This window comes from Allohahella sp. A8 (genome assembly GCF_047946665.1).
In the GTDB taxonomy this organism is placed as follows: Bacteria; Pseudomonadota; Gammaproteobacteria; order Pseudomonadales; family Oleiphilaceae; genus Allohahella.
The window spans coordinates 2,337,517-2,362,522 of record NZ_CP172312.1; the positions used below are offsets into that span (position 1 = coordinate 2,337,517).

General features: G+C 56.8%; 23 protein-coding genes. 16 read left to right on the forward strand and 7 right to left on the reverse strand.

Annotated features, from left to right (window positions below):
* Positions 1-20: 20 nt before the first annotated feature.
* The 4 genes from purB to ACH3PB_RS10480 are packed head-to-tail and all read left to right on the forward strand — an operon-like array spanning position 21 to position 5,066.
* Entirely contained in the window at positions 21-1,421 is a 1,401-nt protein-coding gene (gene purB, locus ACH3PB_RS10465) for an adenylosuccinate lyase (RefSeq protein WP_416394611.1), read from the forward strand.
* A complete protein-coding gene (locus tag ACH3PB_RS10470; protein ID WP_416394612.1) occupies positions 1,418-2,689 on the forward strand; it encodes a cupin domain-containing protein in 1,272 nt (423 codons plus the stop codon). Before purB ends, ACH3PB_RS10470 begins: the two co-directional genes overlap by 4 nt.
* A gap of 58 nt (positions 2,690-2,747) precedes the next feature.
* Positions 2,748-3,698 carry a GNAT family N-acetyltransferase gene (locus tag ACH3PB_RS10475; protein WP_416394614.1) on the forward strand — a complete coding sequence of 317 codons (951 nt, stop codon included), beginning with the start codon at positions 2,748-2,750 and terminating at the stop codon, positions 3,696-3,698.
* 39 nt (positions 3,699-3,737) lie between these two features.
* On the forward strand, positions 3,738-5,066 hold the full coding sequence (locus tag ACH3PB_RS10480; RefSeq protein WP_416394616.1) for an MFS transporter: 1,329 nt from the start codon (positions 3,738-3,740) through the stop codon (positions 5,064-5,066).
* 12 nt (positions 5,067-5,078) lie between these two features.
* On the opposite strand, the gene ACH3PB_RS10485 is transcribed toward ACH3PB_RS10480, so the two are convergent.
* Positions 5,079-6,038: a LysR family transcriptional regulator gene (locus ACH3PB_RS10485; RefSeq protein ID WP_416394618.1), complete on the reverse strand. Its 960-nt coding sequence runs from the start codon at positions 6,036-6,038 to the stop codon at positions 5,079-5,081.
* 102 nt (positions 6,039-6,140) lie between these two features.
* On the opposite strand from ACH3PB_RS10485, the gene ACH3PB_RS10490 reads away from it, so the two are divergent.
* Positions 6,141-6,923, forward strand: a complete 783-nt coding sequence (locus ACH3PB_RS10490) for a hypothetical protein (protein WP_416394620.1) — start codon at positions 6,141-6,143, stop codon at positions 6,921-6,923.
* Between the two features lie 12 nt (positions 6,924-6,935).
* On the opposite strand, the gene ACH3PB_RS10495 is transcribed toward ACH3PB_RS10490, so the two are convergent.
* Together ACH3PB_RS10495 and msrB are read right to left on the reverse strand one after the other, a co-directional pair.
* Positions 6,936-7,412, reverse strand: coding sequence for a glutathione peroxidase (locus tag ACH3PB_RS10495; protein ID WP_416394622.1), 477 nt, complete (start codon positions 7,410-7,412; stop codon positions 6,936-6,938).
* Positions 7,413-7,500: 88 nt separating this feature from the next.
* The gene (gene msrB, locus ACH3PB_RS10500) at positions 7,501-7,914 is read right to left on the reverse strand and encodes a peptide-methionine (R)-S-oxide reductase MsrB (protein ID WP_416394623.1); all 414 of its coding nucleotides are present in this window, start codon (positions 7,912-7,914) and stop codon (positions 7,501-7,503) included.
* A 119-nt stretch (positions 7,915-8,033) separates the two neighbouring features.
* On the opposite strand from msrB, the gene ACH3PB_RS10505 reads away from it, so the two are divergent.
* Genes ACH3PB_RS10505 through htpX form a run of 3 tightly spaced genes read left to right on the forward strand, consistent with a single transcriptional unit; the run spans position 8,034 to position 10,595 of the window.
* Positions 8,034-9,251: a pyridoxal phosphate-dependent aminotransferase gene (locus ACH3PB_RS10505; protein ID WP_416399444.1), complete on the forward strand. Its 1,218-nt coding sequence runs from the start codon at positions 8,034-8,036 to the stop codon at positions 9,249-9,251.
* 24 nt (positions 9,252-9,275) lie between these two features.
* A complete protein-coding gene (locus tag ACH3PB_RS10510; protein WP_416394625.1) occupies positions 9,276-9,665 on the forward strand; it encodes a hypothetical protein in 390 nt (129 codons plus the stop codon).
* 39 nt (positions 9,666-9,704) lie between these two features.
* Positions 9,705-10,595, forward strand: coding sequence for a protease HtpX (gene htpX / locus ACH3PB_RS10515; protein ID WP_416394627.1), 891 nt, complete (start codon positions 9,705-9,707; stop codon positions 10,593-10,595).
* 4 nt (positions 10,596-10,599) lie between these two features.
* On the opposite strand, the gene ACH3PB_RS10520 is transcribed toward htpX, so the two are convergent.
* The 3 genes from ACH3PB_RS10520 to ACH3PB_RS10530 all read right to left on the reverse strand — a co-directional run bounded on the left by ACH3PB_RS10520 (position 10,600) and on the right by ACH3PB_RS10530 (position 14,259).
* A complete protein-coding gene (locus ACH3PB_RS10520; RefSeq protein ID WP_416394629.1) occupies positions 10,600-11,313 on the reverse strand; it encodes a flagellar brake protein in 714 nt (237 codons plus the stop codon).
* Between the two features lie 64 nt (positions 11,314-11,377).
* Positions 11,378-12,625 carry a 4-phosphoerythronate dehydrogenase gene (locus ACH3PB_RS10525; RefSeq protein WP_416394631.1) on the reverse strand — a complete coding sequence of 416 codons (1,248 nt, stop codon included), beginning with the start codon at positions 12,623-12,625 and terminating at the stop codon, positions 11,378-11,380.
* Positions 12,626-12,651: 26 nt separating this feature from the next.
* Positions 12,652-14,259 (reverse strand): DEAD/DEAH box helicase, encoded by a 1,608-nt coding sequence (locus ACH3PB_RS10530; protein WP_416394633.1) that lies wholly within the window; start codon positions 14,257-14,259, stop codon positions 12,652-12,654.
* Positions 14,260-14,599: 340 nt separating this feature from the next.
* On the opposite strand from ACH3PB_RS10530, the gene dsbD reads away from it, so the two are divergent.
* Positions 14,600-16,585: a protein-disulfide reductase DsbD gene (dsbD, locus tag ACH3PB_RS10535; protein WP_416394635.1), complete on the forward strand. Its 1,986-nt coding sequence runs from the start codon at positions 14,600-14,602 to the stop codon at positions 16,583-16,585.
* 2 nt (positions 16,586-16,587) lie between these two features.
* Here the strand turns inward: dsbD and tusA are convergent, their stop codons facing one another.
* Positions 16,588-16,842 carry a sulfurtransferase TusA gene (tusA, locus tag ACH3PB_RS10540; protein WP_416394637.1) on the reverse strand — a complete coding sequence of 85 codons (255 nt, stop codon included), beginning with the start codon at positions 16,840-16,842 and terminating at the stop codon, positions 16,588-16,590.
* Positions 16,843-17,170: 328 nt separating this feature from the next.
* Here tusA and ccoN point away from each other — a divergent pair, with 328 nt between their 5' ends.
* From ccoN to ACH3PB_RS10575, 7 genes are all read left to right on the forward strand, one after another.
* Positions 17,171-18,598, forward strand: a complete 1,428-nt coding sequence (gene ccoN / locus ACH3PB_RS10545; protein ID WP_416394639.1) for a cytochrome-c oxidase, cbb3-type subunit I — start codon at positions 17,171-17,173, stop codon at positions 18,596-18,598.
* A 26-nt stretch (positions 18,599-18,624) separates the two neighbouring features.
* A complete protein-coding gene (gene ccoO / locus ACH3PB_RS10550; RefSeq protein WP_416394640.1) occupies positions 18,625-19,239 on the forward strand; it encodes a cytochrome-c oxidase, cbb3-type subunit II in 615 nt (204 codons plus the stop codon).
* Positions 19,240-19,244: 5 nt separating this feature from the next.
* A complete protein-coding gene (locus ACH3PB_RS10555; protein ID WP_416394641.1) occupies positions 19,245-19,418 on the forward strand; it encodes a cbb3-type cytochrome oxidase subunit 3 in 174 nt (57 codons plus the stop codon).
* Positions 19,419-19,424: 6 nt separating this feature from the next.
* Positions 19,425-20,315 (forward strand): cytochrome-c oxidase, cbb3-type subunit III, encoded by an 891-nt coding sequence (gene ccoP, locus ACH3PB_RS10560; protein WP_416394642.1) that lies wholly within the window; start codon positions 19,425-19,427, stop codon positions 20,313-20,315.
* Between the two features lie 94 nt (positions 20,316-20,409).
* Positions 20,410-21,858, forward strand: a complete 1,449-nt coding sequence (gene ccoG / locus ACH3PB_RS10565; RefSeq protein ID WP_416394643.1) for a cytochrome c oxidase accessory protein CcoG — start codon at positions 20,410-20,412, stop codon at positions 21,856-21,858.
* 41 nt (positions 21,859-21,899) lie between these two features.
* Entirely contained in the window at positions 21,900-22,502 is a 603-nt protein-coding gene (locus ACH3PB_RS10570) for a FixH family protein (protein WP_416394644.1), read from the forward strand.
* On the forward strand, positions 22,483-25,002 hold the full coding sequence (locus tag ACH3PB_RS10575; protein ID WP_416394645.1) for a heavy metal translocating P-type ATPase: 2,520 nt from the start codon (positions 22,483-22,485) through the stop codon (positions 25,000-25,002). The genes ACH3PB_RS10570 and ACH3PB_RS10575 overlap by 20 nt, the downstream gene beginning before the upstream one ends.
* The last annotated feature ends 4 nt before the right edge of the window (positions 25,003-25,006 follow it).

Genomic DNA, 25,006 nt, shown 5'->3' on the forward strand with positions numbered 1-25,006 from the left:
ACAGTCAAAGAGCAACCCATATGACCCAGAACGCCCTCACCGAGCTCAACGCCATTTCACCGATCGACGGCCGCTACGGCTCGAAGACCCGCGCACTGCGAGCGCACATGAGTGAGTTCGCCCTGATCCGCGCACGAACCGAAGTGGAAATCCGCTGGCTGATCGCTCTTGCCGATCACCCGGAAATTGAAGAAGTGCCAGCGTTCTCTGCAGAAACGAGGCAGTTTCTGAGCAGTCTTTATGAAGACATGACTGAAGGCGATGCCCAGGCCGTGAAGGATCATGAGGCCGTAACGAATCACGACGTCAAGGCTATCGAGTACTACATCAAGGATCGACTGGCGGCCGGTGAAGCACCTCGCGAACTCGCCGCCATCAGTGAGTACGTGCATTTTGCCTGTACTTCGGAGGACATCAACAATCTCGCTTACGCGCTGATGCTCAAACGGGCCATGAGCGAAGTAGTCGTTCCGATGATCAACGAGATCAGCCAGAATCTCGCCGAAATGGCGAACAGCTTTGCCGATCAGCCCATGCTGTCGAGAACGCATGGTCAGACTGCCTCACCGACTACTGTAGGCAAAGAGTTTGCGAATGTCGTCGCGCGTCTGCAGCGACAGCTGAAACAGATCGCCGGCCTTGAGTACCTTGGCAAGATCAATGGCGCAGTCGGGAATTTCAATGCTCACGTCTCGGCCTACCCGCAGCTGGACTGGGAGCAACTGGCACAAAGCTTCGTCGAGTCCATGGATTTGACCTGGAACCGCTACACGACACAGATCGAACCCCACGATTTCATCGCCGAGGTGTTCGATGCCATGGTGCGGGTGAATACCATCATCATTGATCTCGACAGGGATATCTGGGCCTATATTTCGCTGGGTTATTTCAAGCAGAAGTCCGTGGCTGGTGAAGTGGGCTCATCGACCATGCCGCACAAGGTCAATCCGATCGACTTCGAAAATTCCGAAGGCAACCTCGGCATCGCCAATGCGGTCATGTCGCATCTGGCCCGCAAGCTGCCAATCTCTCGCTGGCAGCGTGATCTGACCGACAGCACCGTATTGCGGAACCTGGGCGTCGGTCTCGGCCATACCATCATCGCCTTTCAGGCCACTCTGAAGGGCCTTGGCAAACTGGAACTCAATGCCGAGCGTCTCGAAGCCGATTTGCAAAACAGCTGGGAAGTCCTTGCCGAGCCTATCCAGACGGTCATGCGCCGGTATGCCATCGAAGGCGCCTATGAAAAGCTCAAGGACCTAACCCGTGGCAAGGCGATTACAGCCGATATGCTGCCGCCATTTATCCAGGGTCTCGAGATTCCGCAGGATGCCCGGGATGCACTGCTCGCTCTCACGCCACGAAACTATATTGGCCTCGCGAGCGGTCAGGCGCGTGCGATCAGCAGCTACAAGCCATGATTAACGAGCGCTTTGGCAAGCTCGGTATCGAAGGCTTCCTGCAGCACCACTGGCACAAGAAGCCGCTCTTCGTTGCTGGCGCCTTCAATGATGTCGCTGACGAACTGGAATTCGATGAGCACGATCTCGCGGCCTTTGCCACGGACGAAGCCGTGGAATCGAGACTGGTGCGTGAGCACCACGAGGGCCGCGAGTGGACAGTGCAGAATGGTCCATTCGACGACGAAACGCTCGAACAGCTACCAGCCGGCGGCTGGAGCCTGCTGGTGCAGGGTCTGGAACAGTGGGTGCCGTCAATGGCGGCGCTACTCGACGAGTTCCGCTTCCTGCCAAACTGGCGCCTCGACGACATCATGGCCAGCTTTGCGCCGCCTGGCGGCAGCGTAGGGCCGCACTACGATCAGTACGACGTCTTTCTGATACAGGTGAAGGGCAAGCGGACCTGGCAGCTGGGCGAGCTGCCGGCAGACATCGGCGGGAAAAGCAGACAGCCGTCCGCCGGTGATATTTCCGCTGCGCTCTCACCATGGCTAAGAACCGACACCGACCTGAAGATCCTCAAGGATTTTCCCTTTTCGGACACCTTTGAGGCGAATCCGGGCGACCTGCTATACCTGCCGCCGGGCTATGCGCACTTTGGTGTCGCCTCAGAGGATGCTATTACACTTTCAGTTGGCTTTCGCTCGATAGATCCAGCTCAGCTCGCGCTGTATTGGAGCGAGGAGGCCAATGAGCAACTGACGGGGCGCCTGCTGAGCGACCCGCTGCGGCGCGGCCCAGGCAGCGTCACGACTGACGACAGCGGCCGCATAGACTCAGCAAGCCTTGCTGAAGCACGAAAGGCGCTGCTGAGCGCGCTCGATGATTGTCGGCTGCTGCAACACGCCTTTTGTCGCGCCGCCAGTGAAAGCCGCAACAGCAGTGCACTCAGCGAGCAGGCACAGGCCAATGGTCTGACGGCCGACGAATGGCTGGCAGCCGCCCTTGAAACTGGCTTGAGCTGCCGCGACGGCTCCCGCTTTGTATATAGTCACGAGGGCGACAGCCTGGTATTCGGTGTGGATGGTGATACCTACGACTGCGAAGCAGGCTGGCTGGACCATGTCAAAACCCTGTGCCACGAGCGTTTTGTCGAATTGCCTGTCAGCGAGGCCGAGCGTTTCGACACGGCATCCGATCTTGTACACCTGATGTTCAAGCTGTATCAGCACGGCAGCGTCTGCGTTCATTGCGACGACTTTGAAGACGACCCTGACGATCAAGACTGACTGGACGACGTCGCGTAGCCTGAAATAAGCTGAGAGGGCTGCCACCAGAGATCACCACATGCTGAGCTACACGAAGATCATCGACCACTTTGACGACGAGCCTGATCTCAAGATCATCAGGCAGGAGGTCTTTGTCGAAGAACAGGCCTGCCCACCCGAGATCGAGTGGGATGAACTCGATGCCGTTGCCACTCACTTCATTGTCAGAACTGATGAGCATGAGCCTATTGCTACTGCTCGCCTGATCCCGCTCGAACAGGGCGCAGCGAGCCTCGGACGCTATGCCGTGCGTAAGCCTTTCCGTGGTCAGGGCATCGCTGCAAAGCTACTCGCCTATACCATCGCCTACGCCCGTAGCCAGGGTTTCACCCACCTTCAGCTGAGCGCTCAGATCTATGCCGCGCGCCTGTATGAAGCCGAGGGTTTTGTGCGCGAAGGTGATCCCTATGAGGAAGCGGGCATTCCTCACATCAAGATGACGAAGGCCTTGATCGGGCGCCAGCAGACAGCAGCTGGCATACTCGGTGACGATCCGGCGGTTCATCGCTTCAGTAATGCCGCAGATTACGCAGAGGCGGTACTCCAGTTAGCCACGCAGGCCCGCTACAGACTGCTCCTCGTGACGCCAGACCTCGAGAAAGGCGTGCTTGACCAATCCGCCGTGCTGGATGAATTCGTCAGGTTGGTCCGCGATCAGCCTCGTAATCACATCAGGATCATCTGCGCCGACGACAAACCTGCGGTTCAGCAAAGCAACCGCCTGGCGGCACTTGCTCAACGCATGACGAGCAGCCTTGAAATTCGTACCCTGCGCAAGGACGTTCCCTTTCCGGATCAGGTCTACCTGATCGCAGACCAATCCGGTATTCTGCTGAGGCACGACCACAGGTCCCCTGCCGGTTTTGTCTGCTTCCACGACCCCGGACTGGTGCGGCGCCTGTCTGACGCTTTCACCCAGTTGTGGGAGTCAAGTGAAGAGAACAGAGAGATCAAACCGCTGACGCTTTGATCAGCCCTGGCCGCAGGCCATTACGCCAGATACCAGCTCATGACCAAACTCTCGACATCACAGAAAGCCTGGGTCATGTACGACTGGGCCAATTCGGTCTATTCGCTGATCATCGCTACCGCCATCTTCCCCGTGTATTACGTCAGCATGACGGCCGACATCGGCAGCCTCGATACGATTTTCGGCACGGTGGACCCTGCAGCGGTCTACAGCTTCTCGCTCACCCTCGCCTTCCTGATCGTGGCCCTTGGTTCACCAGTGCTGTCAGCGATAGCAGACAGGACCAGCAAACGGCATTACTTCCTCACTGGCTTCTGCAGCCTTGGCTCCGCAGCCTGTATTGGCCTGTACTGGTTCGACGCCTCCACCACGGTCTGGCTGGCTGTTGTACTGAGCGTACTGGCCAGTGTCGGTTTCTGGGGCAGCATCGTCTTCTATAACGCCTACCTGCCGGAAATCGCTGAGGAGAAGCTCAGGGATGAGCTTAGCGCCAGAGGCTTTGCCATGGGCTATTTTGGCTCCTCGCTACTGCTTGTGGTCTGCCTGACAATGATCCTTGCTTACGAGACCTTTGGCTTCGAGTCCGCAGCGCAGCCGACCCGACTATCTTTTCTACTCGTCGGCATCTGGTGGTTTGGCTTTGCAATGACCTGCATCTACTACCTGCCAAAGCCCAGGAAGCCGGCAGCACCTGACGGTACTGGCAGCGACCACACCAGGCTCACCGCTATGATCATTCTGAAGCGAGTGGCTGCTCAGGTGCGCCGCTCGAAGGATCTGCGTTTCTACCTGCTGGCGTATTTTTTCTTCAGCACTGGCGTTCAGACCATTTTCTACATCGCCAATCTCTATGGCGCCAACGAGCTGGAGCTGCCGGCTGGTAAGCTGATCGCCACCATATTGGTTATCCAGATCATCGCGATCGTAGGTGCTCTCAGCTTTTCACGTCTATCCGCCCGGCTGGGCAATCTCAGGGCTATGCAGACAGCTCTGAGCCTGTGGGCCCTGCTCTGTGGCCTGGCCTTCCTCATGGATAAATCGCAGGCCTGGGTAGAGTATTACTTCTATGCGCTCGGCGCTGGGGTGGGTCTGGTGATGGGTGGCATACAGTCACTGGCCCGTTCGACTTATTCGAAATTGCTGCCGCCTGATGCTGACAATACAACTTTTTACAGTTTCTATGACGTGCTCGAGAAGATTGGGGTCGTGCTTGGCACGCTGCTGGTCGGCGTCACCCTGCAGATGACTGGTAGCATGAAACCCGCCATATTGATGCTCGGGGGGATGTTCATACTTTCACTGCTGGCGCTAATTCCTGTGCGTGAACCGTCCAACGCCAGCCGTCAGGCGTCGCTGACTGCCGGATAACAGGCTCTTCCCCTAATCACGCTCGCGTATCTCCGGTTCATTCGCATCCACAACCTTGCTGATCTGATTCCTCAGCCAGCGATGATCCGGATTGTTCTGCAGCAATGGGCTCCAGGCCATATTCAGATCGAAATTGGGGATAGGGAATGGCGGCGGTTTGATAACGACGTCGGGATTGTGCCGCATCAGTTCCGCAGCACGGCTGGGCAGGGTCGCTATGAGGTCCGGCTGGCTGGATAACAGCATCGCCACCTGATAGTGCCGAGTGAACACACTTATCCGGCGCTTCTGATCGAGCTTCGCCAGCGCTTCATCGACCCAGCCCAGCTTTTGCACATCCTTCGGATTGACACCCACGCCCACCCCAAAGCCGGTTTTGCTCACCCAGATATGCCGCGCCTGCAGGTAGTTCTCGAGCGTGAAGTCGAACACCAGAGGATTATGCACGCTCAGCAGACATGAGAACGAGTCCGACCAGAGCACCCGCTGATGAAAGGATTGTGGAATCTTGTCGAAACGGTTGATGGCCATGTCAACCCGCCCCTGTTCGACATCGAGAAAGGTCACATCACTCGGCGTCAGCACGTCCAGGATCAGATCCGGGGCGCGTTTACGCACCCGCTTCAAAAGTCCAGGTATAAGGGTACTTTCCGCGTAATCGCTCGCCATGATCCTGAATACACGCTTGCTATGAGCCGGATCGAAGTCATCTTTCGGTTGCACCGCTCTGTCGATCTGCACCAGCGCTGATCGTACCAGCGGCTGGAGCTCCAGCGCTCGCGCCGTGGCGCTCATGCCCTCGCTCGTCCGCACCAGCAAAGGATCAGAGAACAGATCACGCAGGCGCTTGAGGCCATTGCTCATGGCCGGCTGGGTGATACCGAGATGATTGGCTGCCTTCGTGACGCTACGTTCGCGAAGCAGGACGTCGAAATAGACGAGCAGGTTGAGGTCGATACGGGACAGGTTCATCCCTATAGTGTGATCTGCTTGAACCACCGGCGCAATCGGCGCCTGCAGCAGTTCGGCAAAATCTAACTATACTGAGAGTAATGTTCTCTTGAAAAGTCTCCTATGTCTCCTGCGACCATATCAGCCGCTATCGGTGGTCTCGTCATCACGGTTCTGGTACTTGCCTTCTTTTTCCAGTGGCGCCAGAAGCATCGTGAGGCTCGTCAGCGCCGGCTGCAAGAGCTCAAGGCACGGGATCGAAGGCTGCGCAATCTGGCGGATGGCCTGCAGGGCGGGCTCATCGCAGCGGATGTCAGGCTGCTGCTGAGCCGAACGGGACAGGAGGTTGCCAAAGAGCTGAAGGAGCTGGGGCTTTCCGATCTGGCGGATGAAGCGAGTATCGACTGGCAGACTTACTCTGGCAACGCAGCAAAGGCGGCTGCAGAGCCAGTCCCTAAATTCTCGAACGAAGCTTCGGCCGTGGCGGCGAGAAAGCTGCTCAAGACGCTCTACCGCTTCATCGAACTGCAAATCAGGATGAAGCGTCTCGACTACAAGACTGGTTACGAGCGGCTACAGCAGACACAGTTTCTTATCGCCCGGACCATGGCAGACGCCCATCACCGTAAGGCGGTAGACGCCACCAAGCAGAACCGCCTACGGGTCGCGATACATCATTACCATGACGCCGTGGCTGGGTTTGCAAAATTGCAGGACAACCCTTTGGCGATCAAGTACATCAATGCCTTCCGCTCGAAGATCAAGGCGCTGGAGGCGCAGGCGACCGAAGAACAGAAACAGAAGTCCGTCGAGACCCCCGACCCCGGCGACTCCAAGCTCAAGCAAGGTTGGAACGCCATCGATAGTGAGGCCGATACCTGGAAGAAGAAGCAGGCCTATGACTAGTCTTCGCCGGGCCTAGAGGAGCGCCTCAATAGGCTCTTTCAGCTTCTTTGGCTCGGTATTGGGCGGGAAGCGATTCACCACATTGCCTTCACGGTCCACCAGGAATTTGGTGAAGTTCCATTTGACGGCCTCAGAACCCAACAAGCCCTTCGCTTCCTTCTTCAGATAGGCGAACAATGGATGTGTCCCCTCGCCGTTGACTTCGATCTTGCCGAACATAGGGAAGCTGACCCCATAGTTCTTCTGGCAGAACTCGGCAATTTCCGAGTCTCCCTTCGGGTCCTGTTTCAAGAACTGGTTACATGGAAAGCCGAGCACGATCAGGCCTCGATCCTTATAGGTATCATACAGGGCTTCAAGCCCCTCGAACTGCGGTGTAAATCCGCATTTGCTGGCTGTATTAACAATCAGGAGCACCTTACCGGCGAACTCCTCCAGCTTGCGCTCCTGGCCCTTGATATCTTTTGCGGAATATTCGTAGATTCCCATTCACAGTCTGCCTTTTGATTATTGAAAGAGTGCTGAGCGCCTGATCAGTCGCGGCGGTCCCTGGGCGACCGCCGACGCGCTGCAGTCATCAGGACTTCGGCTTGAAATCGAGACTGGCCGAGTTGATGCAATAACGCTCGCCAGTCGGCTTGGGACCATCAGGGAACTTGTGGCCGAGATGGGCGCCGCAATTCTGACACAGCACCTCGGTCCTGACCATGCCATGGCTCATATCACGCGACTCGGCCACGTTGGTGTCGACGGCGGGCTGCCAGAAGCTAGGCCAGCCGGAGCCGGAATCGTATTTCTGCTCGCTGGAGAACAGCTCGACGCCACAGCAGCTGCAGTGATATTCACCACTGGCCTTGAGGCCGTTGTACTTGCCGCTGAACGGCGCCTCAGTTCCACCCTGGCGAGTGATTCTGAAGGTTTCTTCGTCAAGACGCGCTCGCCACTCTTCGTCTGTGAGCTTTGTGTGTTTTTCGTGTGAGGACATACTCATCTACTCGCTGCTGGTCGATGCTAAACATCAGAATTGATGTATGCTTAAGGGCTTGTGACACCTACTCTTTACGGGTAGCCATCAGATTTTCCACACAGGACTATGGATCCGATTCGATGATGTACCAGGTCAAGAAGTCAAACAAGCTTCAAAACGTATGCTACGACATTCGCGGGCAGGTGCTGCAGGAAGCAAAGCGGCTGGAAGAGGAAGGCGCACGCATCCTCAAGTTGAATATCGGCAACCCCGCTGTGTTCGGCTTCGATGTGCCCGAGGAAATTCAGCAGGACGTGGTCTACAACATTTCCCAGGCCCAGGGCTATGTCGACTCCAAGGGCCTGTTCTCGGCTCGTAAGGCGGTGATGCACTACACGCAGCAGCGCCGCATCGCCAACGTGGATATCGAAGACATCTATCTGGGGAACGGCGTCAGCGAACTGATTGTGATGACCATGCAGGCACTGCTCAACAGCGGTGACGAAGTCCTTATTCCTGCACCGGATTATCCCTTGTGGACGGCTGCTGTCACCCTCTCGAGCGGCAAGGCCGTGCATTATCGTTGTGATGAAGAGGCCGACTGGTACCCCGACCTCGACGATATTCGCGCCAAGATCACGCCGAACACCAGAGCCATGGTCATCATCAACCCAAATAACCCGACGGGTGCCGTGTACGATGAAGCCATGCTCAAAGGCATGATCGAGATCGCCCGAGAGCACCGTCTCGTGCTGCTTTCAGATGAGATCTACGACAAGGTGCTCTACGACGGTACGACCCATACATCGACAGCCGCGCTGTGCGACGACCTGCTGGTCATGACCTTCAACGGCCTGTCAAAGAACCACCGCGCTGCCGGCTATCGCGCTGGCTGGCTGATTATCAGCGGTGCAAAGCACAAGGCCAAGGACTACATAGAGGGCTTGAACATCCTCAGCTCGATGCGGCTGTGTTCCAACGTCATGGCCCAGCTCGCCATTCAAACCGCGCTCGGTGGCTATCAAAGCATCGATGACCTGGTAGCGCCTGGCGGCCGTCTGTATGAACAGCGGCAGGTCGCCTACGATGCGCTCACCTCGATTCCGGGGGTAAGCTGCGTGAAGCCGAAGGGCGCCATGTACATGTTCCCCAAGCTCGACCCGAAGCGTTACCCGATCCTGAACGACGAGCGTCTGGTATACGATCTGCTGAGCCAACAGCAGATTCTGCTCGTCCAGGGCAGCGCCTTCAATATGAATGATACCCAACATCTACGCATCGTTTTCCTGCCGCGGGTAGATGAAATCGCAGATGCCATAGGCCGCATAGGACGCTTCCTGACCGGTTATGAACAGCACTAGTCTGTTGTCCTGAGGATCCTTCTTATGGCCGACCTGCATATCGAAGAATTCCATAAGCACTGCGTTGCAGTGCTGCTGCAGCTGTATAGCGTATTCCCCCGCAAGGCTACGGTGTTCGTCGAAGACATTATCGGACTTGAGGAAAAGGACGAATTCGGCCTTCATAGCGATCTGCATCAGAGCTGCTTTGGCGCAATGATCTGGCTCGCCGATGAAGGCTACCTCCGGTTCGAGGCCACCATACGTCAGGAAGCCGTAGATCAGGCAGTACTCACGCAACACAGCTTCGCCAGGCTGGCCAAGCTGGTCCCGGAGCATGGTCAATCGGTCGCACGCGTTCTCGAGCAGACATTGAGAAATGAGTCCAGCACCACAATATCCCGACTGTGTGAAGAGTATCTGGTTTATGACTGAGGTCCCGTGTGGGACGCTGAATCAAAGGACGCTGATGTCATGATGAGAATTCTGCTATTTCTAGCGACCAACCTTGCGGTCGTGCTGGTGGCAAGCTTTACGCTACGCCTGTTTGGTTTCGATTCCTACCTTGAACGTAGTGGTGGCGGACTGAACCTGACGGCCCTGTTGATTTTCTGTGCGGTCATCGGTTTCGGCGGCTCCCTGGTCTCGCTGCTGATCTCGAAGTGGATGGCCAAGCGCACTACCGGAACCCGGATTATCGAGCAGCCCAGTAACGGAACCGAGCTGTGGCTGGTCGAGACTGTCGCCGAACTGGCCGAGAAAGCTGGCATCGATATGCCCGAGGTCGGCATCTTTCCGGCGCAGCAGGCCAACGCTTTCGCTACCGGCTGGAACAAGAACGCGGCGCTCGTGGCCGTCAGTCAGGGCCTGCTCTCCCGCTTCAGCCGCGAGGAGGCAAAGGCCGTTATGGCTCACGAAATTGGCCACGTTGCCAATGGCGATATGGTGACGCTGGCGCTGATACAGGGTGTGGTGAACACCTTCGTACTCTTTTTTGCCCGCATCATCGGCAGCATTGTGGACCGTCTCGTGTTCAGAAACGAAAACGGTCATGGCATTGGCTTCTTCATCGCCACGATGTTCGCCGAAGTCGTGCTTGGCATACTCGCGTCGATGATTGTGCTGTGGTTTTCGAGAAGACGTGAATTCAGAGCTGACGATTGGGGAGCGAGACTGGCCGGTACGCCGGGCATGGTTGGCGCGCTGGAGCGGCTACGCGCCGAAAGCGGCGTACCGAACCAGATGCCCGATAACCTTCAGGCTTTCGGTATAAACGCAGGGTACAAGGAAGGTCTGAAGAAGTTGTTCATGACCCACCCACCCCTCGAAGAACGCATCATGGCGCTAAAAGCTCGCGCCAGATAAAACCTCAGGGGTTCCCGCTGCCCTGATCCTGCTGCTCATAAATGAAACCCGTCAGCATGATCTTGGCAGCGTCGGATAGCTCGACGAACTGCAGACCGTAGAGATAGCGGTTTTCATCAGCAGGATCATTCATCACCTGGCGCTGCCGGATGATACAGCTGATTCTGAATTTCTTGCTGATACCGCTGACCGAAAGATTGAAACTGGTTCTGATCCTGTCATCCGGGTAACCGACCGAAACCTTGGATTTGAGACCCGCACCGGTCCGGCTGAGATCACAGACTACGCCCGTCTTCGGCCAGCCCTCGACAACACCGTCTTCGGCTGGCGTGATGTCCGCCTGCAACTCGATCTTGAGCCGCTGGGCATTTCTGACCTCGAGCGCCAACAACTCTTCAGGCCAGGCGAGATGCGCGTAAGCAAAAGGATACAGGTGGGCTTCAATGATTCTGCTCTTGAACGCACAGACCTTGTTCCTTGCGGCTGACCTCACGGTGAACGGCTGATCCTTCTTCAGAATAACCTGTCGACCCTCGAAGACGGGCATCCTGATCAGAATCGTCTGTCCCTTCGAAAAACCAACCAGACGGGTCGGATATCGTGACTGCTGATCAGCAGATTCAAGAAACAGCGGATCGCCTATCGAGAGCCCGAGCTGATCAAAGTCAATCTCGACATCCTTACCCTGATACTGAGCTGGTTTGTCCTGCTGCGCCATGCATTCTCTCGTTGGTTCGGCCTCGTCCCATCACGCTTGTGCTGATGAGCTTTCGGACACAAGGCTAGTCGATCCTGAAGCCAACTGCCTCAAGATAATCCTGCAACACCGAACGGCCGCCTTTCAGACCGACCTTTACTCGGCTGAAGCTGCGCCGGATACGGTAGTTCGAACGAAGCTTGTCGAAATACTCGCCCCTCTGCTCTTCCGGAAGATAACGACCGTGCCGAAGCTTGTTATAGTCACCACGAATGTCGTAGCAGGCGCGGATGGCTGTATGTAAGGCCCATTGAGGGTCAGCATCACGAGAGAAATTCATCTTTCGCAGCGGCGGCTCCGGGAGGAACTGCCCCAGCTTGTGGCGCACAGGGAGGCCAAGCGTATGCGATAGCGCCTCATAGACCTGCGCCGTGGCCATGCCCTTGCCATCGAGTGAGTGGCCTGCGATATGTGGCGTGGCAAGACGGCATAGCATCATCAGTTCGTGGTCGATGTTCGGCTCGTTCTCGAATACGTCGAGCACCGCGAAGAGCTCATCAACGCGCTGCAAACGCTTTTTGAGCGCAGCCTGATCGATGATCTGCCCGCGGCTGGTATTGATCAGGGTCTGGTGAGACTGCAGGTTAGCCAGCATATCCGCATCCAGCAAACGCAGGGTCTTGTATGGACCTTCTTTGATCAGCGGCACATGGAGGGTGATGAAGTCGCACTCGAGCGCCTTCGCCATCGGCTCATAAACGGGCTGGGAAGGCGCTCGGCCATCGTCACGCCCTTTCGCGGTCAGTGCCTGCTGAGCCTCCTGTTGAGCGTCATGCAGGGGTGGATCACAACGCACGACCGTGCACTCAAGCTCTTCAAGTATGTCAGCGAGCATCCCCCCGACATGGCCACAGCCGATGACGCCAACACTTACATCGGCGAAAGCCTTGTCGCGCTCATCCAGCACCACCGTCATGGCGCTGAGAACGTACTCGACCACAGCACTGGCATTGCAGCCTGGCGAATTGGCAAATGGTATGCCTGCCTGTTCGAGCCAGTCGGTATCGATGTGGTCGGTGCCCACAGTGGCCGATCCGACGAAACTAACCGAGGTGCCTTCCAGCAGTGCCTGATTGACGGGCGTGATGGAACGCACAAGCAGAATATCTGCTTTGTGCTTCAGCAGATCCTGCCGCGTTATTCGCCGCCCTGGCAGCTTGACGATATGCCCGATGCTGGCGAAGAAGGCCTCCAGCAGTGGCATGTTTTCATCGGCTACGATGGTAAGGCGCCGGTCTACCTCGTTGGTCGACGCCTGTGCAGCAGTGTCCATTTATCGGCTCGCTTCTACGATAATATTCAGGGGTTCCCCAACAATGACTCGTCGGGATGAGTGAGTTCCAGCTTCTTGCCGAGGTAAGCTTCGAGGTCTGGAATCATGAAGGAGTCGTCCTCGCAGGCAAAACTGATCGAGACGCCGCTTGCGCCTGCCCGGCCAGTTCTGCCGATGCGATGCACGTAATCTTCCGGGTCTTCCGGCAGATTGAAATTGATGACGTGAGACACGCCTTCAATGTGAATACCGCGGCCAGCCACGTCCGTTGCGACCAATACACGGTAACGTCCCGCACGGAACTGCTCTAGCGCTTTCTGCCGCCGGGCCTGCGGCAGTTCGCCCGATATCATCTCGGCAGGAATATTATTCTTCGCGAGCGTTTCATTCATGGCGCGGGTCTGATCCCGGCGATTGCAGAACACGATAACCCGCGAGAGCTCATCACTCTTCAGCAGATTCACCAGCAGATTGAGTTTCTGACTGCTCTCGACCATATACACGCGCTGTTCGACGTTGGTAGCGGCCTGGAGGTTGTCCACGGCCAGCAGAACCTCAGCAGGATCCTGCGTCCAGCGTCGGGCCAGCTCCATGATATCGTCGCTGAATGTCGCACTGAAGAGTAAAGTCTGGCGACCTCTCGGCGTCAGTCGGACGATACGCTTCACATCAGGTATGAAGCCCATGTCGAGCATACGATCGGCCTCGTCGAGCACCATGATCTCGACCTGATCCAGGAAAAGGTCACGGCTGCTGATATGGTCGATCAGCCGGCCCGGCGTGGCAATTACAAGATCGACGGCCTCCTCACGCAAGCGTTTTCTGAAACGATCGACCTGCGTGCCACCAATCAGCGTCACGATATTGAGGCGAATGCCGCGACTCAGCTGCCTGGCATCCTTCTCGATCTGCAAGGCCAACTCTCTTGTCGGGGCGATAACCACCGCGCGTGGCTCACTTGCGAAGCGATCTTCGAGCGCTATGGGACGGCTCAGGATTCGCTCGAGAATCGTCAGCAGGAAAGCGGCTGTCTTGCCAGTGCCGGTTTGCGCCTGGCCGATCAGGTCCTGCCCAGTGAGGGTAACCGGAAGCGTCTGCGCCTGAATCGGCGTGCAATGACTGAAGTTCATTCTGGCCAGAGCGCTTTGCAGTGCGGGATTGAGTGCGAGCTGGCTGAAAGCGACCTCACTTGTCTTTACCCCTTTTGCCTCTGCGTTGCCTTCACCGGCCTGCGGCGCTGAGGGGGACACGGGGATGTCCTGCTCTTCATCCGCAGTGGATGAAGTTTCAGCTTCTGCAGCATCCTGAACCTTGGCTTCACGGGCTGCAGCAGCATTCTCCGCCTGCTCGACGTGCGCCTTGGAACGCTCCGCGGCATGTTCCTCTGCGCGAACATCTGAATCGACAGACACGTTGGCTTCATCATCCCAGGCCGGGGCATCCGGAAAGCCTGCGCTGTCATCTATACGCGGCGCACCGTCCTGCGGAGCGGATGCAACCGCGACACTGTTGTCCTCGTCCGGGGTGACTTCCGGAACCGTTTGAGCCGCTTGCGGGCGTCCGGCGGTTACCTGTCCGACTGCGCTCTCATCGAGCGATTGCGCTGCTGTCTTACGATCGTCTGATTCTGTCAAAAGGCCTGTCTCTGCTTGCTGTCTTGGCTTGATAGGAAGGTAGTATCTGACGCCTGAGTGGCTGCATGTCTACACGCGGCTAAGGACCGCTGCATTCACTACCTCTAATAGTGGTGGTAATGTACGCCAGCCCTAACCATGCTGCAAGCCGGCATAATGTCAATAGTCGCCTGTAACGGGGTGTCGCGATTATGTGGCATTTCGTCATTATGACAGGATCGTCAACCTTTACCGCGCCTGCCTCATGTATTCTTGCACCGGTGATGGCTCGTCAGACCATAGTTCGCCGCGCGCGCAGTCACCAAAGCGGACACAACGACCCAGACGGAACTCGCGAAACATGGTAACGCTGAAATATATTGCAGGTGTGCTGGTATTGCTGCTCGTAATGAGCCAGCAGGCGCTCTCCATTGCACCTTTTCCCAGTGGATCAGGAAGCGGCACCCAGGCCTTTTCTTCCGAGCCTTCCGAATTCCTGCCCCCTCAGCAGGCATTCAGGCTTCGAACCACAGTGGATGGTGCGCAACTCAAGGCCGAGTGGGACATCGCGGCAGACTACTACCTCTACAGAAATCGTTTCGACGTCAGTTTCACCGCGCCCGAGCTGGCTCATCTGGATCCGGACTTCAGCTTCCCCGCTGATGGCAAGCCGAAAGAGGACGCTTATTTTGGCTTGGTCGAGGTGTTTTATGACAAGGCCGAGCTGAGCGTCGACCTCGAGCCTGCGCTCGAGATCCTCGCATCCCGGGGCCAATCGGCTGATGCCGGCATCGAACTGGCCATCACCTTCCAGGGCTGCGCCGAAGCAGGCTTGTGCTACCCACCCCAAACCGAAAATGCTCTCTACCTGGCTGACACCGACACCGAACAGGCCAACGCGACTCCGCCCGGCGAGCAATCTTCCGTGTCAGGTGGTGCTGGCGAACTGGATACCGCGTCCGCCAGCTCGCTCGCGAGCATACTTCAGTCCGAGGGAACCTTGTTCAATCTGGGACTGTTCTTCCTCTTGGGTATTGGCCTGGCCTTCACACCCTGCGTGTTTCCGATGATCCCGATTCTTTCGAGCATCATTGCTGGACAGCAAAATCGGCCCTCCACCGCCAGGGCCTTCATGCTCTCCCTCAGTTATGTGCTCGGCATGGCGATCACGTATGCGATGGCCGGTGTAGTAGTCGGTTACTTTGGCGCGGCAGCCAATATACAAAGCGCGATGCAGAACCCAGTCGTGCTCTCAGTATTCAGCGCGATATTCGTGCTTCTGGCACTGGCCATGTTTGGCCTGTTCGAGCTCCAGCTACCCGCTTTCGTTCGAGATCGCCTCAGTTCAGTATCACAGAAGCAGAGCGGCGGCCATCTTGCGAGCGTAGCAGGCATGGGAGCCGTTTCAGCGCTGGTGGTTTCGCCATGCGTAACGGCACCGCTAACAGGTGTACTTATCTATATCAGCACCACCCAGAATGCTTTGTATGGAGGGCTGGTCCTGCTCGTACTGGCGCTCGGAATGGGTTTACCACTGATTCTACTCGGCACCGGCGGCGGCAAGCTCCTACCCAAAGCTGGTGCCTGGATGAACCAGGTGAAGGGCGTGTTTGGCGTCATGCTGCTCGGAGTAGCCATCTGGTTGCTCGAGCGCGTGCTTCCAGGCGCCGCAACCTTGGCGCTATGGGGCGTGTTGGCTGGCGTCTCTGCCGTATACCTTGGCGCGTTCGATACACTGCCAGCTCAGGCGCATGGGTCCGGAACGTTCCGTCTGCGCAAGGGGCTCGGCCTCGTACTCTTCATTTATTCGGTGACGCTGCTATTGGGTGCGGCCGCGGGGGGCAATGATCCCTTCAGCCCGCTCGATCGCTTTGCACTAGGCAGCCGACAGATCGAGCCGGGAAGCCCGGTGGCATCCGCCGCGGCAGATGGATCGAGCCCAGAGCGCGGCGCACCCTTTACCTTTCGCATCGTCAAGACGCAGTCAGAACTTGATGAAGCACTGGCCTCCGCGGTTCGCAAAGGTCAACCGGCCATGCTGGATTTCTACGCGGATTGGTGCATCAGCTGCAAGGTCATGGAGCGCCAGGTGTTTCCGCACCCGGATGTCAGCTCGAAATTGCAGGCATTTACACTGATCAAGGCGGACATCACCGACAATGACACCGAGCATAAAGCCATGCTTGATCGCTACCGGTTGTTCGGCCCGCCTGCCCTGCTATTCTTCAACAAACGCGGCGTTGAGCTGGAAGATGAGCGGATAGTCGGCGAAATCGGGTTGGAAGCGTTCAGCCTGCATCTGACTGGTGTGCTGCTGACCGACAGCGAGCTGACGGCGAGCCGGTAGTTTCAGGCCTTGTCGCCAAGCCTGATCAGATAGTGGTATTCGTTTCCAGTGGCCTGGGCCTCACAGAGTTCGTGACCGAGGAACAGGCAGAATTTCGGGATATCCCGCTGTGTTGCAGGATCAGTCGCCCGTATTTGAATGGTATCTCCTGACCGAAGGGTACGTATAACTTCATGCAGCTTCATCACAGGCTCGGGGCAATACATCCCCCTCAAGTCGATAGTGCAGGCCGTAGCTGACTTAGTTTCGTCATTCATTCATGTGCCTCTGTCGCGCCTCGTACAATCGTTGGCTAAGCTTTGTGCAGCGTTTGCGCCATAACAATATTTGCATTCTTTAATTAATGCATCCGCCTTGATCTGAATCAGTATATCGAGAGTCGCCAGTTGCGACTATTGCTCATTGGAGCGGGCGACCTTGCCTGCTGGCCCACTGATCACTTTTTAGGTTGACTCACCCAGAGCTCGAACCTAGTATGCGAGCCGTTTCAAGCGGCGCCTCAGAGCTGGAGGCGCTTGCGGCTACCTCGGACAACATTCAGGAATCCCGGTAACCCCGTAATTCAATATCTAGCGTGGTAAGAGAATGACTACTGCAGTGAGCAATGAAACCTACAACTACAAGGTCGTTCGCCAATTCGCGATCATGACCGTCGTCTGGGGCATCGTAGGTATGTCAGTCGGTGTACTGATCGCTTCCCAGCTTATCTGGCCTGAGTTGAACAGTTCACTTCCATACTTCCACTTCGGCCGTCTCCGCCCGCTACACACGAATGCGGTCATTTTCGCCTTCGGCGGTTGCGCCCTATTCGCCACCTCTTACTACGTCGTCCAGCGAACCTCACAGGCCAGACTGTTCTCCGACGGGCTGGCAAGCTTTACCTTCTGGGGCTATCAGGCGGTTATCGTGGCGGCAGTCATTACGCTACCGCTCGGCTACACGACCAGCAAGGAGTACGCTGAACTCGAATGGCCGATCGACATATTGCTGGCGATCGTCTGGATCAGCTATGCAGTCGTGTTCTTCGGTACCATCGTCAAGCGCAAGATGAAGCACATTTATGTCGCCAACTGGTTCTATGGTGGCTTCATTCTCATGGTCGCCATTCTGCATATCGGTAACAGCATGGCAGTGCCCGTGGGTCCGATGAAGTCGTACTCTATCTATCCTGGCGCGATAGACGCGATGGTGCAGTGGTGGTACGGCCATAACGCAGTTGGCTTCTTCCTCACCGCCGGTTTCCTGGGCATCATGTATTACTTCGTGCCAAAGCAGGCCGGACGTCCCATCTATAGCTATCGCCTGTCAATCGTGCACTTCTGGGCACTGATCAGTATCTACGTCTGGGCGGGTGCGCATCACCTGCACTACAGTGCGCTGCCCGACTGGGCTCAGGGTGCTGGCATGGTCATGTCACTCATTCTGCTGGCGCCATCATGGGGCGGCATGATCAATGGCATGATGACGCTTTCAGGCGCGTGGCATAAGCTGCGGACCGACCCGATTCTCCGCTTCCTGGTCGTTTCTCTTTCGTTTTACGGTATGTCGACGTTCGAAGGTCCCATGATGTCGATCAAGACGGTCAACGCACTGTCACACAACACGGACTGGACCATCGGACACGTGCATTCCGGTGCCCTCGGCTGGGTCGCCATGATTTCGATCGGCGCCTTGTACCACCTGCTGCCACGTATGTATGGCCTGAAGGAAATGTACTCGGTCAGCTTGATCAACGTTCACTTCTGGCTGTCGACTATCGGCACAGTGCTGTACATCGCGGCGATGTGGGTAAATGGCATCATGCAGGGCCTCATGTGGGGCGCGACCAACGATGATGGCACCCTGACATACAGCTTCGTTCAGTCGGTTGATGCCAGCTACTACGGCTACGTCATTCGAGCACTCGGAGGCTTCATCTTCCTGAGTGGCATGTTCGTGATGGCCTATAACCTCTACCGTACTGTGCGTCAGGAAAAAGCCGTCAGTCTGGACAGCGTAGCGCAAGCTACCTGAAGACATTAGCTGGAGAGTATTGACTGATGAAACATGAAGTAGTTGAAACCAATCTAGGATTGATGATTCCACTCATCATACTGGTGGTAAGTTTTGGTGGTCTGGCCGAAGTCGTTCCATTGTTCTTCCAGAAGTCGATCACAGAGCCGATCGAAGGCCTCACACCGCTGACAGCAGTCCAGCTCGAGGGGCGTGATATTTACATCCGCGAAGGCTGTAGTGTCTGCCATACCCAGATGATTCGACCATTCCGATCAGAGACCGAACGCTATGGCCCCTACTCGGTCGCGGGCGAGTTCGTGTACGACCATCCGTTTCTGTGGGGGTCCAAGCGTACAGGGCCTGATCTGGCTCGCGTAGGCAACAAGTACAGCGATGCATGGCAGCGAGCTCACCTCTACAATCCTCGCGACGTCGTACCCGAATCGAACATGCCAGCGTTCCCCTGGCTGTTCACGCAGAAGCTCGACGCCAGCAATACGGCGGCGAAGATGACCGGCCTTCGTCGGGTGGGTGTCCCTTATACGGACGAAGACATCAGCGGCGCAGCCGAGGCTGTTGAAGGCAAGTACGAAATCGAGGCCCTTGTGGAGTATCTGCAGCAGCTAGGTACCATCCGAAGCGGTCGTGAGCGGGGATAAGCGTGATGGATGCAGGAACGCTCAGAGGCATTTTTACGCTCATTCTCATGGCCACATTCATCGCACTGATCTTCTGGGCCTTCAGCCGGAAGCGCGCGAAGCAGTTCGATGAAGCCGCCAACCTTCCCTTTGCGGACGAAGAAAAAGACCGCGAAACTCTACAGAAACAACAGGATTAATGGGCTATGAGTACCTTTTGGTCTGTATGGATATCAGTCATCGTGCTTGGTTCGATCATCGGGTGTGCCTGGCTAATCCTTGCTACGCGCAAAGGCGAACGATTCAAGGACTCCACCGAGGAGACAACCGGTCACAGTTTCGACGGCATCGAAGAATATGATAATCCGATGCCAATGTGGTGGTTGAAGTTGTTCTGGCTCACCATCATATTCGGAATTATCTATCTCATTATTTACCCGGGTCTGGGCTCCTACAAGGGTGTCGCAGGCTGGACCTCCCATGGCCAATGGGCCGATGAGGTCTCAGCAGCGGACCAGCGATTTGCCCCGCTGTATGCCGAGTTGGCGGCTCAGGATCCGGAGCAGCTGATGAAGGATGAAGAAGCGCTGGGCATCGGTCAGCGACTCTTTGCCAATAACTGCGCGGTCTGCCATGGCTCCGGCGGCCGGGGCAACGTCGGTTTTCCTGATCTGACCGATAACGAATGGCTATATGGCGGTTCGCACGAAAAGATTCTGGAGACGCTGCTGAACGGCCGTCAGGCGCTTATGCCAGCGTGGCAGGATGTACTGGGCTCGGCAGGTGTGACCCAAGTTGCGCATTACGTGCGCGGACTGAGTGGACAGAAGAACGTCGATGAGAAATTGGCACAGGCGGGCGCTGAGAAGTTCCAGCAGAATTGTGTGGTCTGTCATGGCGCGAATGGTGAAGGCAACGAAGCTTTCGGCGCACCGAACCTGAGCGACAGTATCTGGTTGTACGGTGGTACCCAGAATATCGTGGAAATGACTTTGCGTTATGGGCGTAAAGGCAGAATGCCGAACTTCGAAGAGGTTCTTGGCAAGGATCGGCTCTATGTGCTGGCTGCCTACGTAAAAAGCTTATCTCAGCAATAATAAAGACAAAGCTCAGGTAGATAAGCCTCAAATGTCCGGCGGTACTGTAGCTGCGCTGCAGTACCCCTGACGATTCACTGCAAGTGAGAGGCCAATGCCAGAACGAATCCCGGCTATTCAGATAGACCCAAAGACTGCGGGTGCTGCGCTTCACGCTGATTCCAGGCGGGAACACGAAACAACCGATCTTTATGAAAGGCGTAAGAAGATCTACGTCAAGAAAGTGCTCGGCTTCTTTCAGAGAATCCGGACCTTTACGCTCTATTTTTTCATGGGCGCCTATTTCCTGACCTGCTGGATCAGCATCGATGGTCAGCAACTCGTTCACTTCGATCTGCCGGAGCGGCAGTTCCATATATTCGGCGCGACATTTTGGCCACAGGATTTTGCCCTGCTGGCAGCCATGCTCATCATTGCGGCCTTCGGCCTGTTTTTCGTAACCACCCTGTTCGGTAGGGTGTGGTGCGGTTATACCTGCCCGCAAACGGTCTGGACCTTTATCTTCATCTGGCTGGAGGAGAAATTCGAAGGCAGTCGTAACGCCAGGATGAAGCTCGACCAGCAACCCTGGACGCGGGAAAAGGTCGTAAAGAAAGGCCTTACGCATGCCAGTTGGCTGTTGGTGGCGCTGGCCACCGGTTTGACCTTCGTTGGCTATTTCTATCCAGTCAGGGAGCTGGTGCCGGATTTCTTCACGCTTTCTGTGGACAGCGGCTGGGCCTATTTCTGGATAGCCTTCTTCACCGTAGCGACCTATCTCAACGCAGGCTGGCTGCGTGAGCAGGTATGCATTTACATGTGCCCCTACGCCCGCTTTCAGTCGGTCATGTTCGATCAGGACACGCTCACGGTTGCCTACGACCCGGTTCGCGGTGAACCTCGCAGTGGTCGAAAGAAGTCGCTCGATCACAAGGCCGTTGGGCTCGGCGACTGTATTGACTGCGGCATGTGCGTGCAGGTCTGCCCGACAGGGATCGATATTCGCGATGGCTTGCAGTACGAGTGCATCGGCTGCGCCAAGTGTATCGATGCCTGTGACAACATCATGGACAGGATGGGTTACGACCCAGGTCTGATTCGGTATGCAACCGAACGCGAGCTTAACGGCAAGCAATCCAGACTGATCCGGGCGCGAACCATTGGCTACGGTCTTGCACTGACGGCAATGCTCGCATTCTTTGCCTATTTCATCATGGCTCGCGCCGATCTGGCTCTCGATGTATTGCGTGACAGGGGCTCTCTTTACAAAACCGCGCCAAGTGGCTTCATCGAGAATGCTTATCTTCTTCAAGTTTCGAACAAGACTGACGTGGAGCGCCGTTTCCGTGTCGAGGTCTCTGGTGACATTGACTTCCAGATCAGTGGCAAGACCTCGATTACGGTGCCGCCCGCCGCTGTCGCTTCGTTGCCGGTAGCCGTGGAGGTGGATCCGGAAACGATTCGTCAGAGCACCTCCGAACTTGAATTCGCGCTCGTATCCGATGAAACCGGCGATGCTGCGGTGCGTACACAAAGTACATTTCTTGGTCCCATAGCGCGTTGACGACTCATCGCGCTGTCATCAGTCACACGAGTATCTGAGCTATGCATCAGCAAGAACGCGCCAGTAAGCACCCTGCCGACGATGCAGGGATTTCCCGACCCTGGTATCGGGAAAAATGGGTCTGGCTGCTCATCGCCATACCTGCCTCCTCAGTCATTTTCGGCATAATCATGCTGACGCTGGCGATCCGAAGCGATACCGCGCTCGTCAGTGATGACTACTACAAGGAAGGCCTCGCCATCAATCAGACAATGGCCCGTGAGCGCGTGGCCGAGACGCTGGGTCTGCAAGGGAGCATGACACTTGACGACAGTACCGGTCAGCTCAGCATCGTACTTGATAGCACGATCAGCAGTTCGGCTGAAGGCCAGCGACTGGGGCACATTCCCACGCCGCCGGCACTCGTTCTGGAAGTCGCGCACCCCACCAAGGCCGATCAGGACGCCTTCATTCAGCTTTACCCATCACAGCGGGGATCAGGAAGCTACGGGAGTTACGAGAGCTTTGTTTCCGCTGAAGTTTTGCGAAAACTCAGCGGTCGTCGCTATTTCAGTCTGACAGATTCTGCCAATACCTGGAGAATCCGCGCGGAAGGCAATCTGGCTCAAGAGGATACAGTGGCAATTGGCCAAGCATCCGAGTAAGACCTGTTTCCACTGCCATAACGCGATAGCGCCAGGCGTTTTCATTGCCGTTCAGCGGACGACTGAGGCTGTAGACCATGTCTGCTGCTATGGCTGCAAGGCCGTAGCAGAGCTGATTCTTGGCCAGGGCCTCGGCCGGTTCTATCAATACCTCGACACGCCTCTGCCCCGTCCCGACGAAGTGTCTGACGCGCAGGACATGGCCTTGTCAGTCTACGACCGAGATGATCTGCTCGCGGAGTTGGCAGAAGCCCGCCTGGTCAAAGCGTCAGATGGCTCAGAGAAAACACTGCTCGACATTCGCTTGAGTATTCGTGGCATAACCTGCGCCGCCTGTGTATGGCTGATTGAGAACGCCATGCGAACTGTGCCAGGTGTCGAAAGCTGTCTGGTGAATCTGGGCTCGCATGAAGCTCAGTTGGAATGGTATCAGGACGAGGTGCCGCTCAGCACCCTGTTGAGCAGGATGCGCAGACTTGGCTACGAAGCGATACCACTGACCGCCGAAATTCAGGAAGCCGAGCTTAAAAAGAATCAGCGTACAGATCTGCTGCGCATCGGGATCGCCGGCATCGGCGCCATGCAGGCCATGATGCTGGCAATCCCAACCTATTTCGGCATGCTCGACGTGAGCGGTGAAACCATGCTGACGTTTTTCAGGATGGCGGCCCTCTTCATCGCCACGCCTGTCGTCTTTTTCTCCGCACAGCCGTTTTTCGCCGGTGCGAAACGCAGCCTGATCAACACCTTCAGGACCCGTCAGGTTGGTCAGCTCACCATGGAGGTACCAGTGGCGCTGGCTATGGCCCTCGCCTACGGCTCAAGCCTGATGATCACCTGGCAGGGCGGCGACGAGGTCTATTTTGATTCTGTCTGCATGTTCACCTTTTTTCTCCTGTTGGGGCGCTTTTTCGAGAACAAAGCGCGTCTCAAGATGGTTCATGAATCTGCCCGGCTGTCGCAGCAGCGTTTCGTTCTCTACGAGCGGCTGGACTCCGCGACGCTACGCCTTAAGGATCAGGTGCTCGTGCGCGATATGCAGGTGGGCGATGTCATCCGCCTGGGGAGCGGCCAGCTTATTCCCTTTGATGGCGAGATCTGCTCTACCGACAGCACGCCGGGGCAAAGTTATCACGTCAACGAAGCAGCGCTTACAGGGGAGTTCAGGCCTCAGCGCAAGCGGCCGGGGGATAGTGTGTTGAGCGGGTCGGTAGTGGTCGATACACCCGTCCCTGCCCGCGTCGTCCGCGTCGGTAGCGACAGTTTCCTGTCAACCGTAGATCGCCTGGTCAATCGGGCGCTCTCGGAGCGGCCTGCGGTCGCTCGGCTCGCAGACCGGGTCGGCGGCATATTCGTCTTCGGTGTGCTCGTCGTGACTTCACTCGTTTTCGCCTTCTGGTACTGGTACGACCCTGATGCACCGCTGAGGGCCTTTGAAATTGCCTTGTCGGTTCTGGTAGTCACCTGTCCGTGTGCACTCGCTCTGGCAACGCCCACCGCACTCACCTCCGCGACCAATGCACTGCGGCGCCTGGGCCTTATCGTAACCAGAGGCCACACGATAGAAACCATGGCAAGGGTCGATACCATCGTTTTCGACAAGACTGGTACCCTCACGTACGGTCACCTGTCGCTCCGTAGCGAGATTGACCCGGTGCAGCTTCAGCTTGCAGCGGACCTGGCCGCCCACTCGGAGCATCCCGTATCACGTGCGCTAGCCAAAGCCGCCGAAGGTCATTCCACGAGCCGCCTGCAAGCAGGGTCACGCTTCGAAGCGGTACGGGTCGTTCCTGGCTCAGGCGTGGAAGGTAAATTCGACGGCGTGGTCTACCGCCTGGGCAACGCCGAATTCGTTGTGGAACTGTTGCTGGCGGATTCGCTGCCGCAGAGCGACGGCGAGCACACTGAAGCCTGGTTGGTAGGCGCCACTTCGCCAGCGGTGTGCACGCGCTTTGAATTTGATGATGAAATCAGGCCGGAAAGTCCTGAGGTCATCAGCAGGTTCAACATTGACCTTCACCACGACTGCAGGATGATGTCGGGAGATCGACCTGGTCCGGTACATCGCGTGGCAGAAGCACTGGGGATTCGCCAGGCGCTCGCCGGCTGCTCGCCGGATGACAAGCTCGCGGCTGTGCAGCGACTACAGGATGATCGAGTCGTCGCAATGATTGGCGATGGCATAAATGATCTACCCGCCATGGCGGCGGCCCATGTGTCCATCGCGATGCACGAGGCCAGTGATCTCGCCCAGGTGAAGGCCGACGCACTGCTTGGCGCTGGCCGCCTTGCTGCCCTGCCTGCTGCATTTCTGCATGCCCGCAAGACACTCAAGATCATTCGCCAGAACCTGGGCTGGGCGCTGGGGTATAATGCCATCGCATTGCCGCTTGCTATGGCTGGCCTGGTGCCGCCATGGGCAGCTGCAATCGGCATGTCGCTGAGCTCACTTATCGTCGTGTTCAACGCTATGCGGCTCAACCGGATATCACCAGCCTGAGGCT